This window comes from Acinetobacter lwoffii (assembly GCF_024129595.1).
GTDB classification, from domain to species: domain Bacteria; phylum Pseudomonadota; class Gammaproteobacteria; order Pseudomonadales; family Moraxellaceae; genus Acinetobacter; species Acinetobacter lwoffii_O.
Window position 1 is genome coordinate 66,544 of record NZ_JAMXXS010000007.1, and the last position, 17,574, is coordinate 84,117.

Here is a 17,574-nt window from a genome sequence, read left to right on the forward strand (position 1 = left end):
ATGTAACAATTTAATTTAAATCCATGTTTTTAATAAATATTGACAAAGCAGTCTGATTATTAAATTCTTATTGAGAATAATGATGTTTATAGAAGGGTAGATAGAGGCAGTATTTTGGGAAAGTATGGGTCTAACCATAAGAAAAAACCCTGCCGGGGCAGGGGGTTTTAAGAAATGTATTTCTTAGAATTTAAAAGTAGTGCTTAACTGAACGCGACGACCTTCTTGGGTATTGCTATACTTATTACGATACTTGCTACCACGACCAGTGAGTGTTGGTAGGTAAACATAATCAGTAAAGTCTTTATCAAATACGTTATACAGACCTACGCCTAAATCCCAGTTATTTGTAATGTTAAAGTTAGCCCCGATGTGGAATAGGCTATAACTTTTGTAATCACCTAAAGCATCTTGGATGATTTTATCATTACCGCTTAAATTACTTTTTCCTAAGAAACGACTTTTCTCAGAACGATATTCACCACGTGCCCATAAATTAGTATTGTCTGCTACTTGCCAATTTGCACTTGCATTCACTATATGTTCAGGTGTGTCATTAAGTTGTAAGCCTTTATCTTCACCTTTGGTAATTTCAGACTGAGTCCATGTATAGTTTGCTGCTAGTTTGACTGCATCAGTGACTTGCCACTGAGAACCTAATTCTAAGCCATAAAGTTCAACTTCTTCGGCATTGACATTGCGGCTAACTTCCCAACTATCATCCGGTTGAATTGCCCAAGGTGTACCACGATCACTTAAGTATGCGTTACATTCTGCATTAGAAAGTAAAGGTGCATCACTGGTCGATGTACCACATCTAAATTCACCTGCTCCACTAACAATTTTGTCATCAATAGTACTGTAGAAGCCTGTTAAATTGGCTTTAAATCCATTAAGGGCATCAAAGTAGAAACCAAGCTCCAGATTTTGACTGGTTTCAGGTTTTAAATTTGGGTTACCAAAACTTGGAGTGGCACCTTGACCACTGACATTATAAATGCCATCAACAAGCTGTTCTAAACGAGGAGCTTTATAGCCTTCTGCATATCCGCCTTTAACAGTCCACTGATCATTGGCATTCCATACTAAATATGCACGAGGTGTAAAGAAGTCACCGAACGTACTATGATCATCGAAGCGAGCACCTAAAGTTAGGGCTAAAGATGGCATGAATTGCCATGTATCTTCAACGAACAAACCTAATTGATCAAAAGAAACATCTTTATTGGTTCTTAGACCGTCGGTAATGGTTGCATCCCACCATTGACCACCAAAAACTAAATTATGGTTTTCGAAATATTGAGTAGAGAATTTAGTATCAAATACAACATCTTCACTTTCTAGGAGACGTGGAACATATTGTTCTGTGAGTTCTTCACCAACTAATGGAAGCATGCGTGCAGGTAATAAACGGCCTACAGTTTCTGTTTTATTTTGAGTAAGATTTGAATCTAATTGACCTAAATCAGTTTTCCACTCATGAATAAGTGCCCATTTCTCACGATTATATTCTTGAGCAGAGTCATAACCACCAGCAGCTCCTAAAGTACCTAACTGACTTTTACTGTTGTCATACCATTGATCTGTTTGTTCATATTCCAATGAGATTGCATGATCATCATTTGGAGTATAAGTCAGGCGGGTTCCAATCGTTTCTAAATCTGATTTAGTCGGGTTATTTCCTTGAGTAAGCTCGGCTGTATCTTCTTCATTCGTAAGATGAGATTGATCACGTTCTGCTTTACGTGCACGTAATTGAATACCTAATTTATCTTGAATCAATGGGCCGGAAATAAAAGCATCAGCTGAGCGCTGGTTACCAAACTCGGAATGGTTTGGAAGGATCGTGCCTTCTAAGGTAACTGCACCAGTCCATTCAGGTGAAACTTTTTTGGTAATAATGTTCACTACACCCCCCATAGCATCTGAGCCATACAGGGTAGAAGCAGGGCCTTTAATGACTTCAATACGTTCAATTGCAGAAATTGGTGGAATAAAACTATTATTTGATTCTCCAAAACCATTTGGAGTAATGCTGCCCACAGTATTTTGGCGACGACCATCAACAAGAATTAAAGTATATTCGGAGTCCATGCCACGCATACGAATATTTAAGCCACCAGTCTTGCCTGCTGAAGGAGAAATATCTACACCTTCAATATCAACTAAGGCATCTGCAATCGAGTTAATGCGTTTATTTTTCAAGTCTTCAGCAGTAATGACATTAATGGTAGCAGGGGCATCCGTAATCTTTTGTTCATAACCCGCTGCTGAAACCACAATCGTAGACATTTGATGTGTTGTTGTAGGAGTCGCTGTCTCGTTCACAGTCTCTGCGAAAGCAGATGTTGCTGTAACTCCAAGAATTGCCAATGTAAGTGGACGAAGACTAAAACTATGCATGACCAGATTCCCGAACCGAAGAATAAATTAGTATTGTTGCTCAAATAAGAAACTGGATATTAATGATAGTGTTTATCATTTGCAATAAAAATATACATTTTCTCCATTTAAATTGGGTTGACTGGGCATCTGGAAAGGTGGCAATTCAACTAAAAAAAGGGCTTAAAAACTGGAACTCGCGCGTATTTTTTGTATATCCTTAAATGTTGTCATATAATGTGGCACATTTTTATAAACCTGTTATAACCTAATATATAGAGGAAGCCATGCAAGTAACTTCTGAAGCGGTTTCGGGCGTTGCCCGTCGTTTAAATGTTTCTGTACCGACGAGCCGTATTAATGAGCAATTTGAAGCTCGTTTAAAACGCACTGCTAAAACTGCGAAGATCAACGGCTTCCGTCCAGGTAAAGTGCCTGTAAACGTAGTTCGTCGTGAATACGGCGCGGGTATCTACCAAGAAGTGGTAAACGATATTATTCGTGACACGGTATTCGAAGCGATCCAGCAAGAAAAAATCAATGCTGTGGGCATGCCAAACATCGAAAAAACTGAAATGAAAGACGACGCGCTGGTATATACAGCGACTGTTGAAGTTTATCCAGAAATCGAAGTGAAATTCGACGGCTTGGAAGTTGAGCGTAAAGCAGCTGAAGTAAATGACAAAGATGTTGAGAAGATGATTGAAAATCTTCAAAAACAACGTGCTGCTTGGGCTGAAACAAAAGGCATGGCTAAAAAAGACATGCAAGTAACTTTTGATTTCGAAGGTTCAATCGACGGCGAAAAATTTGAAGGCGGTTCTGCAGAAGACTTCAAACTAGTACTTGGTTCTGGTCGTATGATCCCTGGCTTCGAAGACGGTATCGTTGGTATGAAGAAAGGCGAAGAGAAAGTGATTGATGTAACTTTCCCTGAAGACTACCAAGCTGAAAACCTTGCTGGTAAACAAGCTCAATTCAAAATCACTGTGAAGCTTGTTGAAAAACAAAAACTTCCAGAAATCGATGCTGAATTCCTGAAAATCTTCGGTGTATCTGAAGAAGAAGGCGTTGAGAAGTTAAAAGCTGACGTTCGTAAAAACATGGAACGTGAAGTGAAGAATGGCCTTCGCAACCAGGTTAAAGGCGCGACTTTCGATGCATTAGTTGCTGCAAACGAAGTTGAACTTCCAGCTACTATGCTTGCTCAAGAAATTGACCGTCAACGTCAACAAATGATCCAGCAGTTCACACAGCAGTTTGGTGCTCAAGGTGCGAAAGCATTTGATTCAAGCATGCTTCCAGACGAATTGTTCAAAGAACAAGCTGAAAAATCTGTAAAACTTGGCGTACTTGTAAGCCGTGTTTTAGCTGATGCGAAAATTGAAGTAGATGCTGCACGCGTTGAAGCGTACATCGAAGACATGGCTTCTTCTTATGAAGATCCAAACGAAGTAATTGAATACTTCAAAAACGATGCGCAACAACGTGCCCAAATCGAAGCAGTTGTACTAGAAGACCAAGTTGTTGATTACATTTTGGCTTCTGCTAAAGTAACTGATGCGACTGTAAGCTATGAAGACTTATTGAAAGAGCAGCAAGCTCGTCAACAAGGCTAATTTAGCTTTCGATAAAAAAGGCGCTTAATGCGCCTTTTTTTCATATTGATGCCTGAAAAAAGCATTTCTGTTTTTCACAAAACTAATGCAAAAAATATAATGGATTTGTTGGCGAATTTTTTGCAATTTCAGTGATTATCCCTCATATTGTGATTATGGGTTAGGTCACAAAAAATTTAGGAATAAATAAACGTATGTATGTTCCAACGATTGAAAACGCTTTAGTGCCAATGGTGGTAGAACAATCCTCTCGTGGTGAGCGTTCTTTTGATATTTATTCACGCCTTTTGCGTGAACGTGTAATTTTTATGACGGGCGAAGTTGAAGACAACATGGCGAACCTGATCGTTGCGCAAATGTTGTTTTTAGAGGCGGAAAATCCAGATAAAGATATTCATCTATATATCAATTCACCAGGCGGTTCGGTAACTGCGGGTATGGCGATTTATGACACCATGCAGTTTATCAAACCTGATGTCGTAACGTACTGCATGGGTCAGGCAGCATCAATGGGTGCGTTCCTGCTGAATGCCGGTACCAAAGGCAAGCGTTATTGCCTTGAAAATGCCCGTGTCATGATTCACCAGCCATTGGGTGGTTTCCGTGGTCAGGCTTCAGATATTGAAATTCATGCACGTGAAATCCTGTTTATTAAAGAACGTTTAAACCGTTTAATGGCTGAACACAGCGGTCAGGATTACGAGAAAGTTGCACGTGATACAGACCGTGACAACTTTATGACTGCTCAGCAAGCGAAAGAATACGGTCTTGTGGACGAAGTTTTAACTAAACGTCCATAAGTTTTAAAGATTGAGATAGTGGAGTAAATATGTCCGAACATCCTCAAGGACAAAAGCATTGTTCATTTTGCGGTAAAACGCAGTCTGAAGTCGGGAAGCTGATTGCAGGCGAGGACGCATACATTTGTAACGAATGTGTGGACGTATGCTTAGATTTGGTTCAAACCAGTCAGCAGGTGGAAACCAATGACTGGGCCAATCGACCTTTGCCGAAACCGCATGAAATTCGTGCGGCCTTGGATCAATATGTGATTGGTCAGGACGTCGCGAAAAAAACCTTGTCAGTTGCGGTTTATAACCATTACAAGCGCTTGAAAGTGCAAAATAATGGCAAGAAAGCTGATGATTCAGTCGAGCTTTCAAAAAGTAATATTATGTTGGTTGGTCCGACAGGATCGGGCAAAACCTTGCTTGCACAAACGCTGGCACGTCTTCTTGATGTTCCATTTGCCATGGCAGATGCAACGACACTGACCGAAGCCGGTTATGTGGGTGAAGATGTAGAAAACATCGTACAGAAGCTACTGCAAAAAGCCGATTACGATGTCGAAAAAGCGCAAAAGGGCATTATCTATATCGACGAGATCGACAAGATTACCCGCAAGTCTGAAAACCCATCCATCACGCGTGATGTATCGGGTGAAGGTGTTCAGCAAGCATTATTGAAAATGATTGAAGGTACGGTTGCATCAATTCCGCCACAAGGTGGACGTAAGCATCCGCAGCAAGAATTCATTCAGATTGATACCTCGAACATCCTGTTTATCTGTGGTGGTGCATTCTCAGGACTTGAGAAAATTGTACAGCAACGTCAGGAAAAAGGTGGCATCGGCTTTACTGCAGAAGTGCGTAAAAAAGATGAAACCAAGAAGCTGTCTGACTTGTTCCGTCAAGTTGAAGCAACTGACCTGGTAAAATTTGGTTTGATTCCAGAATTTATTGGTCGTTTGCCAGTAATTGCCACTTTGGACGAGTTGGATGAAGAAGCATTGATGCAGATTCTGACCGAGCCGAAGAACGCTTTGACCCGTCAGTATCAACATCTGTTTGATATGGAAAATGTGGATCTGGTTTTTGAAGAATCGGCATTACGCGCAGTGGCTAAGAAAGCAGTTGAGCGTAATACAGGCGCGCGTGGTTTACGTTCGATCCTAGAAAATTCATTGCTGGAAACCATGTATGACTTACCAAGCCGTAGCGATGTCGGCACTGTCGTCATCAATGAAGCTGTGATTAAAGGTGAAGCAGAGCCGGAATACCGTGCCGAGCGTCAGCCACATGATCAGCAAGAGACAGCAACAAAAATAGATTTAAAGGTCGTAAATAGCAAATCTGCTTAATTGCTATTCGTCCGAAACGTGCGAAAACTCCGTGTTTTTGCACGTTTTTTATTTCCAAAAATAAAACTCGGTGTTAATCTGGTTCACTAGGCGTGGATGCCTAAAACTTATAAAAAACAAATCGCAAAGCACTTGCATACAAAAGAATAAAGACGCAGTGAGGGATAAGCATGCGTGGAGTCGCAATTGTACTCATCAGCAGTTTGGCATTGCTGGGGTGTCATGGTAAGAAAGCCGTCGTTGAGCCTACACAGCCACTCAGCACTTTAAAAAATATCGATCTTGAAAAAAAACCGGGCTTTGTCGAGCAGCATCGTATTGGTATGTTCACCATTGGCGGTTGGGTCAATCAAAAGCAAGGCAACCAGTTTCAGACGGTGAAACCGCAGCATGATGAAGCCGCTATCGTCTATTTATACCGACCAGATTCCAGATGGAACCGTCAGGAAATGGTTGCTGCCAGCCTGTTTATTAATCAAGAGCATATTCCAAGCTTATTGCATAATCATTATTACTGGATTGAAGTACCTGCAGGGACGTATCGTTTGAGTACCAGTCGACCGCTAGGCGCGCTACATTTCCAGAAGCCTAAATATCTGGATTTTACTGTCGAAGCGGGACAGTCTTATTTTATTAAATATGATGAAGAAAATATCAGTACACGCCGGAGTGTTTCCGGGCCGCTCATGCTAATGCCGGAAAAAGTTGGCCTGAATGAAATTGCTTTTACTCAGCTAAAATCAGACAGTTTTAACTTCGTGGCACAAGATCAGGAAACAGGCCAGATGCGTAAAAAAGCCCAAAAAATTGAACCGACTGCTTATGACCCATCATTAGATGTACAGTTGAAAGCACCTTTTAAACTTTGGGATCCGCGGACTTGGTAATTTGGACATTTCTTTGAGCACACATCATAAAAAAGCACCCATTCAGGGTGCTTTTTTATACAGTTTTAATTAGCCCGCAGCAGCGTCAACTACTGGAATCTTACCAATTTTTGCTTGCCAGATTTTTGGTGCAGTTGCGTGAATAGAAGTACCATTCACATCAACCGCTACAGATACCGGCATATCTTTTACCACAAACTTGTAAATTGCTTCCATACCCAGGTCAGCAAAGGCAACCACTTCAGCTTCGCGAATAGCTTTAGACACGAGGTAAGCAGCACCACCGACAGCCATCAGGTAAGTTGCCTGGTTGTCTTTAATGGCTTCAACGGCAGCAGGACCACGGTCTGCTTTACCGATCATGCCGAACATGCCAGTTGCTTCAAGAACTTGACGCGTAAATTTATCCATACGCGTAGCCGTTGTTGGGCCAGCAGGGCCTACAACTTCGTCGCCGACTGGATCAACAGGGCCAACGTAGTAGATAAACTTGCCTTTCAGATCAACAGGAAGTTCTTCACCGTTGTTCAGCATGTCGACCATACGTTTGTGTGCAGCATCACGACCTGTATAGATTGTACCGTTAAGAAGAAGTGTATCGCCTGGTTTCCAGCTATTCATTTCTTCTTGGGTAATCGTGTCAAGGTCAACACGTTTAGAAGATGAAGAATCCCAAGTCACAGCAGGGTAGTCTTCAAGTTTAGGTGCTTGAATATGTGCAACACCTGTACCATCTAACTGGAAGTGTGCATGACGAGTCGCAGCACAGTTCGGGATCATACCAACTGGTTTACCTGCAGCATGACATGGATAATCTTTGATTTTAATATCAAGTACAGTGGTTAAACCGCCAAGACCTTGTGCACCAATACCCAAAGCATTTACTTTTTCGAAGATTTCGATACGAAGCTCTTCCATTTTGCTTTGTGGACCACGACGAAGCAATTCGTCCATGTTGATCTCTTCCATCAATGCTTCTTTGGCAAGCATCATGGCTTTTTCAGCAGTACCACCGATCCCGATTCCCAGCATACCTGGTGGACACCAGCCTGCACCCATGGTTGGAACAGTTTTCAGTACCCAATCCACGATTGAATCAGATGGGTTTAACATTGCTAGTTTAGATTTGTTTTCTGAACCGCCACCTTTGGCTGCCACAGTGATATCTACTTTATTACCAGGCACAAGCTTGTGGTAAATCACGGCAGGAGTGTTGTCTTTGGTGTTCTTACGACCAAATGCAGGATCAGCCAGAACTGATGCGCGAAGCACGTTCGAGTTTTCTAAATAACCCTGACGTACGCCTTCATTGATTGCATCATCCAGGCTCATGGTTAAATCGAATTTAACGTCCATGCCCACTTCAACAAATACGTTGACGATACCGGTATCTTGACAGATTGGGCGGTGGCCTTCTGCACACATGCGTGAGTTAATTAAGATTTGTGCGATCGCATCTTTAGCAGCTTTGTTCTCTTCACGATCATACGCACGGCTCATCGCTTGGATAAAGTCTTGTGGATGATAATAAGAAATGAACTGAAGCGCATCTTTAACTGATGTGATCAAGTCATCTTGCTTGATAATAGTTGTCATACAAATATCTCTTGAGCGGGCTGATAGCTAGCGGGCTAAATTATAAGACAAAAGAATCGGGTTGTGGGCATTTTGGGCGAGCATTGGCCGAAAGTTTATAGTTTAAGCAATCTGAGCAAGGACTTTAGCTATTCCATGGGTCAAATATGACAGCAAGTTGTCATATTCAATGTCATATTTCAGATAAAAAATACGCATAATTTTGCTTATTCCGTCTTAAGTGATTGAATTTTATTAATTGTTTTAAATCTAATAAAAAACCAGATTGTCATATAACTGTCATAAAACTTTTACATAATGCAGCTATCAACTAAAGGAGATCCTAACAATGGTTACAGGTATTTTGATGGCAGCTGGTTTTTGTGTATATATCGCTGCAACTTGGATGTACGGTCAGAAAGAAGATCAAGCCTAAGCTTTATCTTCTTTTTTATTTTAAGACCTCAAAGAATTAACCTATCTTCAAATCTTCAAATCTTCAAATCTTCAAATCTTTAAATCTTCAAATCCAGTTATAAAAATATTTGAAAACTCAAATTTAAAAAGTATCTCTCCTATAGCTTACTCAAGCCATGTTGACCATTTACATTTTTAACCCAGAAAAACTCAAAGCCTGAAAACCCTTACACATGCGGCATTTTTTATTGCTTAGACTGTTTCTCTCAACTTCTAGAAACAGGCAAGTAGAATGAACAATTTTAATGCAAGTGATATTAAAGAACATGCTTCAGTCATTGCTTCATGTGGTACTCAAGTCGGGAAGGTGGACCATTTAGAAGGTCAGGATTCAATTAAATTAACAAGAAGTGATGATGAAAATAATGAGCATCATCTGATTCCCTTGAGTTGGGTAAGTGAAATCAAAGACGATAGCGTCGTGCTCAATAAAACTGCGGAAGAGGTACGTAAAGAGTGGACTACCTTATAAGAAATTAAAGTCAGTGGACTGAAAAGCAGGGCTGCTTCAGCTTAATTTTTTATGTCACAGACTTTATGAGTAACCGTTGAAAATGCCAGTTCGAAAGACTGGCATTTTTATTGTTTATTAAAACGAGATAATGATCGCGTGCTGAATTTATTGAAGCTATGAGTGTTTTTTTATAAAAAAACCACCTGATTTTTCAATCAGATGGTTTGGAAAACTTAAATTTAAGAAGTATTAAGCTTCTTGCTGCTCGGCCTGAATCGCGGTTAAGGCAATGGTAAACACGATGTCATCGACCAAGGCACCACGCGACAGGTCATTGACCGGCTTATTCAAGCCTTGCAGCATTGGTCCAACACTGACTACATTGGCAGCACGTTGTACCGCTTTATAGGTCGTGTTACCGGTATTCAGATCCGGGAAAATAAATACATTGGCACGTCCAGCCACTTGTGAATTAGGTGCCTTTTGGCGCCCCACGCTTTCCACCGATGCTGCATCATATTGTAATGGCCCATCAATCAACAGGTCAGGACGACGTTCTTTGGCAATGCGTGTAGCTTCCGCGACTTTTTCCACATCAGCGCCAGTACCCGAAGTTCCTGTCGAATAGGAAATCATGGCAATGCGTGGATCTATACCAAAGGCTTTGGCAGAATCGGCGGACTGGATTGCAATTTCGGCCAGCTGTTCTGCATCAGGGTCCGGATTGATCGCACAGTCACCATACACATAGACTTCATCTGGCAACAGCATAAAGAATACGGAAGATACCAGAGAATAATCTGGAGCAGTCTTGATCAGCTGAAAAGCAGGACGTACCGTATTTGCTGTGGTATGTACTGCACCAGAAACCAGGCCATCGACTTGATCCAGTGCCAGCATCATGGTGCCAAGTACTACCGTATCTTGTAGTTGTTCACGGGCTTGCAGTTCATTGAGCTTGCCTTTACGCAGCTCGACCATCTTGTCGATATAGTTTTCACGCACCAAATCCGGGTCAAGAATTTCCAGATCTTCAGGCAATTCAATGCCGCGCGCTTTGGCTACTTCTAGCACAGCTTCAGGCTTCGCTAGCAAAATACATTGCGCAATGCCACGGGACTGACAAATGGCCGCAGCCTGTACGGTACGCGGTTCATCACCCTCTGGCAGTACAATACGTTTTTTCGCAGCAATCGATTTCTGTACCAGTTCATGACGGAAAGCGGAAGGTGACAGACGTGGCTTATAAGAACCATTCAACATTTGATTCAGCCATTCCGGATTGATATGGCTTGAAACAAAACGTGTCACCTGATCTGCACGTTCGGTATCATCCACTGGAATTTCATTGCTGAGATTTGCCAGTTTTTGTGCGGTTTCAAACGTGCTGAGTGGTGTATGTAAAATCGGTAAACCTTGCTTGATGGCAGCCTGGCAGAATTCCAGTACATGATCATTTGGCTGTTGATGTTCAGTCAGCACCAGACCGGCCAAAGGAATCCCATTACTGCTGGCCAGACTACTTGCCAGTAATACATCAATCCGGTCAGAGGCACTAATAATTAATTCGCCAGCTACAAACTTATGTAGTTCATGTTCAATATTGGCTGAAATCAGACTACTGTGTTGCACACGGCGCTGTTTGGCTTCGCCTTCATTAATCCAGTAAGCAGAAATATGGGCAGCCAGATCAGACATGCGTGGCACACTTAAGGTTTTACTGAAAGGCACCAAGCCAATCACTGGCAATTTTTCAGAACCAATATGCGGATGCGTCTGCTGAATAGCTGTAATAAATTCGGCGGTTTCAGCTTTAAGGCGTAAATCTGGATTCAGCGTGACAGGAATCTGCGCAGATTCTTCAGGCAGGCCTTTGGTGCGCATTAACATGATACCTGTCAGACGGGTAGAGCTAGCGCCACCAAAATTACGCAGCTGATGTTCAACTTTGTCTGCGGTTTGGCTTGGCTGCTGAATATTGGCATTGCTGACCACAATAACTTTGGCATCAAGAGCTTGTGCCAGTGAAGCATTCAAATCATCGGCAAAACTGTCCTGAGTATTTGGCAGCAGACCTTCGACAATAATCAGGTCATGCTGTTTGGCGATTTGACGATGCAGACGTACCGCTTCTTCAAGCAATTCATCCTGTTCACCCAGATTGATCTGCTGCAAGACTTTGCTATAACGGATGGGTTCAACAGTTTCACTTTGAGAAATATGACGATACAAAGCCGTGGTTCGGTCTTCGATTTCATTCAATTCCTGGGCAAAAGGTTTCAGGAAACCAGCTTTTACCCCTTGGCATTCCAGTGCATAAATCAGGCCCAAACATGCAGAAGTTAAGCCTACGCCTTCCCCAGTGGGAACCAATAAAATTGTTTTCATAAGTTATGTCAGTCGCAGAATAATAAAAATCAGTTAAAAAGTGGCTAAGCCTGCTTATGCAGGCGTTACCTCAGCTTTAGACTTTTTTGCAGTATTGCGCTCCACCTCAAGTTCAACCACACTTTGAACTTCTTGTGCGATACGGCCTTCTTCATCTGTTGGCACTACCCAGATTTGTGGGCCTGTACCTGAATCGATCCGACCTTCAGTACCGCGTTTCAATTCATTGTTGGCGTTTTTATCCAGATTGAAGCCGAAGTGGGGCAGGTAAGTCATGGTCTTTTCGCGGATATAGGCTGAATTTTCGCCAATACCGCCAGTGAAGAACAGACCATTAAGACGTGGCAGACCACAGCTCAACGCTGCCAGAGATTTAGCTAAACGGTAGCAGAATACTTCAATCGCCAGTGCGGCATCTTCATTGCCTTGCTCTGAAGCTTCAATCAGGGTACGCATGTCATTCGACAGGTCAGACAGACCCAAAAGACCACTTTGGCTATTCAGCATCTTGTCAATTTTATAAATATCCCAACCCAGGTTTTTCGCCAGGAAGCTATGCAGGCTTGGGTCGACATCGCCACTGCGTGTGCCCATAACAATGCCTTCAAGCGGGGTTAAGCCCATTGAGGTATCTACACTTTTCCCATTCCAAACGGCACAGGTCGAGCTACCATTACCTAAATGCGCGGTTAACCAGCCACCTTGTTTGAAACTGCCTGCCAGTTCAGAACCGCGCTCTGAAACATAGGCATGACTAGTCCCGTGGAAACCATAGCGACGTACACCATGAGCGGTATATAAAAATTTCGGCAGGGCATAACGATAAGCATGCGCTGGCATGGTTTGGTGGAAGGCAGTATCAAATACCGCCACCTGTGGTAATTCCGGGAATAAACGTTTGGTAGCTTCAATGCCAATCAGATGAGCCGGATTGTGTAATGGCGCAAGCGGTGTTGCTTCACGAATTTTTTCAATAATTTCGTCATTGATCAGTTCAGCCTTGGTCAGGCTGCCCCCATGTACCACACGGTGACCGATCGCATCCGGACGGTAGTTGGCTAGACGTTCCAGACCGACTTCGAGTGCTTTTTTGTGGTCAGCAAATGGAATGTGGATATCGACCGGCTCATTGCCAACTGTCACACCTTTAATGCGAGCATTCTCTGTGCCTAAGTTCTCAGCTAAACCATGAATACGGAAATTCTGCTCCTCAAGAAGTAATGCAAACTTGATTGAAGAAGAGCCACAATTAATAACTAATACTGATTTAGACACGATTGATTACCCAATTTTTAATTAAAATTCTCGTCCATTTGCTTGACCCAATTGCAGGCAATGAAGCAGCAATCCAGATCAATGAATATGTTTTAACATTTGTTTTTTTTCTGTCCTAGATAGACTTTAGCAGATTAGACTTAAGCATTATCGACCGATTTAACAATAATAACTAAAATTTATCAGTTCATAGTTTTCATTTATAAATAAAATGATGCTGAAAATATCATCAATAAGAATACTAAACTCTGCTTAAATTTAATTTTAGAACAGATTAATTCTTTAGTTTAGCGCCTGAAAAGGCAAATATTGTTTTTACATACAATTCTATAAAGAGATTCATCAATAAAATAACCGGAAGGTTCTAATCCATCTATTTCAGTGTCAATTTTTCTGTCCATAAAAAACAGCCTCATTTATGAGGCTGTTTTAAATGAGCGATCTGAATACTTATTGGCGAATCTGACCATCACCAAAGACAATCCATTTCTGCGACGTCAGGCCTTCAAGACCGACTGGGCCACGAGCATGGATTTTATCGGTCGAAATCCCGATTTCTGCGCCTAAGCCATATTCAAAACCATCTGCAAAACGAGTAGATGCATTGATCATGACCGAACTTGAATCTACACCCGCCAGAAATTCGCGAGCCAGACTGTAGTTTTCCGTAATGATGGAATCAGTATGATGCGAGCCATATTTGTTGATGTGCTCAATGGCTTCTTCTATACCAGAAACAACTTTGATCGCCAGAATCGGACCCAGATACTCGGTATACCAGTCTTCTTCAGTGGCCGTAATAACTGCATCTCCAAGAATAAGCTGGGTTTCCCGGCAACCACGCAGTTCAACTTTTTTCTCTTGGTATAGCTCTGCAATGCGTGGCAAGAATTCTTCAGCGACTTTTTCATCGACCAGCAGGGTTTCCATGGCATTGCATACGCCATAGCGATGGGTTTTGGCATTGAGCGCAATCGGCAAGGCTTTCAACAAGTCCGCTTGAGCTTCCACATAGACATGACAGTTGCCATCTAAATGTTTGATGACCGGTACGCGTGCTTCCTCGGTAATCCGTTCGATCAGGCTCTTGCCGCCACGAGGCACAATCACATCCACATATTCGGTCATGGTAATCAACTGGCCCACTGCAGCGCGGTCAGTCGTATTCACGACCTGTACGGCAGCCTCAGGCAAGCCTGCGACTTTCAGACCATGCTGAATCGCGACTGCAATTGCCTGATTCGATTCCAGAGCTTCTGAGCCGCCCCGTAAAATAATGGCATTGCCTGATTTGAGCGCGAGTGATGCAGCCTCCAACGTGACATTAGGACGTGATTCGTAGATCATGCCGACCACACCCAAAGGCACACGCATCTTGCCCAGTTGAATCCCGGATGGGCGATAAGCCATATCACTAATTTCACCAATCGGATCTTTCAGGCCAATGACATCTTTTAGGCCCTGTAACATACCTTTAAAGCGTGCGGGGTTGAGTTCTAAGCGATCAAGCAGGGCTGAGTCCAGATTGCTGTTATGCGCCTTAGTCATATCTTTCTGGTTAACAGCCAAAATAGCAGTTTGGCTATTTTCTAAAGCCGTATAAATAGCAGATAACGCATTATTTTTAATTTGGGTGGACGCGCGAGCCAAAATGCGAGACGCCTGGCGTGCCTGCTGTCCTACCGTTTGCATGTATTGTTCAATAGACTCTTGCATAGCGGTTTGATCACTTAGAAATTTCATTTCGATATTAACAGCCTGCTGCTGCACAATGAAGCCCATCTGTTAAAAATCATCTGTTTTCGCAAACTTCTAAACATTTTGAAATTGTTTTCTGTTTAAAAGCAGATAAGTGGTTACTGAAGCGGTTGCTTGTGAAAAGCAGCTCTGTATAGAATGAAACACGCGACATTGATGTCATTTATAATTATTAAAGAGCAGGATGCGTGTTCAGGCACACCGGAATGTGCCTGAATTATAAGATCTGTTAAGCATGACTTGCACAATAAAAATAAGGCAAGGACGGAGGAAAAGGAATATGAATTCCATTATCCACATGGACGCCCATGTATTGGAACAACATAGACACGATGGTTTTTTTGATTTTTATGATAAGCACAGTTTTAAGCAGCCACCACGCACCACCTGGATGGATGGCTGGAAAATCGAATATATGGCGATCGCCCGTCCGGATACCTTACATTTAAGACCCATGGTGATTATTGGGGGAGCTTTTCAGAATTTTAATTCCTACAAATACTGTGTAGAACAGCTTTTTGATGCAGGCCCCATTATTCTGATTGACCTACCATCCATGGGGGCCAACCAGCAGATTAGTAATGTCGACACAGGTCTGTCTGCCGGAACACTGGAGCTTGAAGACCTTGCTGCGATGCTGGGGCGCTGGCTGGAACAGATGCAGCTGCCGCAAGTGGCAATTCTAGGCATGTCCTTGGGGTCAGTGGTGGCTTCCTGTCTGGCAGATCAGCGTCCTGAACTGGTCGATCGGATGATTCTGATGGGTGTGATGCAGAAAACCCGTAAAAGCTGGCGAATGCTGCTGGAAGAGTCTTTGCATCTAATGAAAGAACAGCGTATGGATGAATTTGGTCAGGCCGTGATTTTATATCTGGTCAATCATGCACGTTTAACAGAAACCCGGATGTCACCGACTGCAAAGCGTTTATTCTTTAAACAGATGGCGGAATTTACGGCCACCGAACAGGATCGTTATGATATCAATTGCAACCGTTTATTACGTCTGACCAATGTGCCGATTCCACAGTGCAAAGTGCTGGTGGCATGTGGGCAATATGACAGTTTTACCTTGCCACATGAGAATGCCAATTTTGCCCTGCAATGTCCGAATATGCAGTATGTACAAATTGCAGGCGCCGATCATGTACCGCAGTTACAACGTCGTAAAGAAACCATGCATCTGTTTGCAACTTTCTTGTGTGATGAGCCTGTGGATCAACTGGAAGGAATTATTCCATTCACTCGCGAACAGATACAGCAGCTTGAACGTCGCGGTGAAGAGAGGATTCAGGTGCAAGATTCACAGCGTTTCCTCAGTCATCGTCATTCTGATCTCATTTTAAAAGCAGAGATTGTGGACATGAATTTCTTCGGAGTATTGCTGGAGTTAGATGCAGAACAGGCTGCGCATGCAACAACTTATCCACGTGATTTGGCCTTGCATCTGGAAGATGAAACAGGGGAATTTCAGATTGAATGCCTAATCTTTGAACAGGATGATACTCAGCTGCGTGCCTTATTCAAACATGGCAGTTTTGAAGTCGCAGAACGCTTATTACGCTTTGTACAAATGCAAAAAGTACTGTCACAAACTGAAGTATTTGATGCGGCAATTTAAAAACATCATCTTTAAAAAACAGCGTACTTAAACGCTGTTTTTTTTCACGGCATGAATCATCCAGACCAGATCACCCAAATGTTCATCCTGTTCATGAGTCGGGTTTTGTTGACGAGGCTCGGCAAAATAACGTTGTGGTTGTTGTACCTCAACCTGGTCAAATCCTGCATCTTGAAAAAAGTGCTGCAGTTCTTGGGGGGATTTAAAATGAAAGGTAAACGCACTGCGAGACATGAATTTAAGTAGACGGCTACTGCTCCAGATAAAGTTCGCCAGTTTATTTTTCACCGGTTCAGGATAAATATCGCTGAGATAGTGAACTGCCGGGAAATACTGCGCATTTTCTGTAATCCCCTGCATCAGAATACCTAACATCTGCTGATCAAAATAATTAATCAGTCCTTCGCTAATGACCACTAAGGGCTGGTTGCGGTCAAACATCTGAAAAATACAGTCCAGTTCTTCACTAAAAATATCGGCAGTCAGGACTTCAGGGGCATACTGATCGATCTGCTGTAAAGCCTGCGTCTTGATCTTGGCCATATCCGGCAGGTCCAGTTCACGATAATTAATCTCGGGGAATTTCTGTCTGAAATTCCAGCTGCGTGGAGATAGTCCGCAGGCAATTTCAAGAACCTGAAGTTGTGGATGTTGCTCAATTAGTTGACACAAATGCTCATCAATCATCTGATGGCGCTGCTTAAGTGTAGTCCGCATGCTACCACCGACATGGCGTTCTGCCCAGGATTCAAGGGGATGAAGCAGTTTGGCCAGAAACTTGCCTTTGGATGTAGCAAAGGCTGGATGTGAGATTCCCATTTGATACCAGATATAGCCGGTATAGTGCGCCGTAAAAGAAATATGGCGATGTTGCGAAAGTGAGTCTGTCATATTTGTTCTGACCTTATTGTTATTTTTAAGTTGATTGAATAATAGTGTAACCTTTTCATTACTATAATTAAAAAGGAACACCTTGTCGTGTCCCTTTTTCATATTGATTG

General features: G+C 42.6%; 12 protein-coding genes. 6 read left to right on the top strand and 6 right to left on the bottom strand.

Features of this window, described 5'->3' with window-relative positions; all coding sequences use genetic code 11:
• Positions 1-183 precede the first annotated feature (183 nt).
• The gene (locus NI466_RS05610; protein ID WP_253147074.1) at positions 184-2,403 is read right to left on the bottom strand and encodes a TonB-dependent receptor domain-containing protein; all 2,220 of its coding nucleotides are present in this window, start codon (positions 2,401-2,403) and stop codon (positions 184-186) included.
• Between the two features lie 266 nt (positions 2,404-2,669).
• Here NI466_RS05610 and tig point away from each other — a divergent pair, with 266 nt between their 5' ends.
• From tig to NI466_RS05630, 4 genes are all read left to right on the top strand, one after another.
• On the top strand, positions 2,670-4,001 hold the full coding sequence (gene tig, locus NI466_RS05615; RefSeq protein WP_044111907.1) for a trigger factor: 1,332 nt from the start codon (positions 2,670-2,672) through the stop codon (positions 3,999-4,001).
• Positions 4,002-4,195: 194 nt separating this feature from the next.
• Positions 4,196-4,801 carry an ATP-dependent Clp endopeptidase proteolytic subunit ClpP gene (clpP, locus tag NI466_RS05620; protein ID WP_004647427.1) on the top strand — a complete coding sequence of 202 codons (606 nt, stop codon included), beginning with the start codon at positions 4,196-4,198 and terminating at the stop codon, positions 4,799-4,801.
• A gap of 29 nt (positions 4,802-4,830) precedes the next feature.
• Positions 4,831-6,141, top strand: coding sequence for an ATP-dependent protease ATP-binding subunit ClpX (gene clpX / locus NI466_RS05625; protein ID WP_253147073.1), 1,311 nt, complete (start codon positions 4,831-4,833; stop codon positions 6,139-6,141).
• Positions 6,142-6,311: 170 nt separating this feature from the next.
• Entirely contained in the window at positions 6,312-7,028 is a 717-nt protein-coding gene (locus tag NI466_RS05630) for a DUF2846 domain-containing protein (RefSeq protein WP_253147072.1), read from the top strand.
• A 69-nt stretch (positions 7,029-7,097) separates the two neighbouring features.
• Here NI466_RS05630 and NI466_RS05635 read toward each other — a convergent pair whose 3' ends face one another.
• Complete coding sequence (locus NI466_RS05635) at positions 7,098-8,624, bottom strand: fumarate hydratase (protein ID WP_004278405.1); 1,527 nt, start codon at positions 8,622-8,624, stop codon at positions 7,098-7,100.
• A gap of 688 nt (positions 8,625-9,312) precedes the next feature.
• On the opposite strand from NI466_RS05635, the gene NI466_RS05640 reads away from it, so the two are divergent.
• The gene (locus NI466_RS05640; protein ID WP_004729548.1) at positions 9,313-9,552 is read left to right on the top strand and encodes a DUF2171 domain-containing protein; all 240 of its coding nucleotides are present in this window, start codon (positions 9,313-9,315) and stop codon (positions 9,550-9,552) included.
• A gap of 231 nt (positions 9,553-9,783) precedes the next feature.
• Here the strand turns inward: NI466_RS05640 and pta are convergent, their stop codons facing one another.
• The 3 genes from pta to NI466_RS05655 all read right to left on the bottom strand — a co-directional run bounded on the left by pta (position 9,784) and on the right by NI466_RS05655 (position 14,913).
• Positions 9,784-11,922, bottom strand: a complete 2,139-nt coding sequence (gene pta / locus NI466_RS05645; RefSeq protein WP_253173023.1) for a phosphate acetyltransferase — start codon at positions 11,920-11,922, stop codon at positions 9,784-9,786.
• A gap of 54 nt (positions 11,923-11,976) precedes the next feature.
• The gene (locus NI466_RS05650) at positions 11,977-13,197 is read right to left on the bottom strand and encodes an acetate/propionate family kinase (protein WP_004729551.1); all 1,221 of its coding nucleotides are present in this window, start codon (positions 13,195-13,197) and stop codon (positions 11,977-11,979) included.
• A gap of 450 nt (positions 13,198-13,647) precedes the next feature.
• Positions 13,648-14,913: a glutamate-5-semialdehyde dehydrogenase gene (locus NI466_RS05655; RefSeq protein WP_253173032.1), complete on the bottom strand. Its 1,266-nt coding sequence runs from the start codon at positions 14,911-14,913 to the stop codon at positions 13,648-13,650.
• A gap of 322 nt (positions 14,914-15,235) precedes the next feature.
• On the opposite strand from NI466_RS05655, the gene NI466_RS05660 reads away from it, so the two are divergent.
• Positions 15,236-16,573: an alpha/beta fold hydrolase gene (locus tag NI466_RS05660; RefSeq protein WP_253173024.1), complete on the top strand. Its 1,338-nt coding sequence runs from the start codon at positions 15,236-15,238 to the stop codon at positions 16,571-16,573.
• 27 nt (positions 16,574-16,600) lie between these two features.
• Here NI466_RS05660 and NI466_RS05665 read toward each other — a convergent pair whose 3' ends face one another.
• A complete protein-coding gene (locus NI466_RS05665; RefSeq protein WP_253173025.1) occupies positions 16,601-17,464 on the bottom strand; it encodes a class I SAM-dependent methyltransferase in 864 nt (287 codons plus the stop codon).
• Positions 17,465-17,574: the final 110 nt, after the last annotated feature.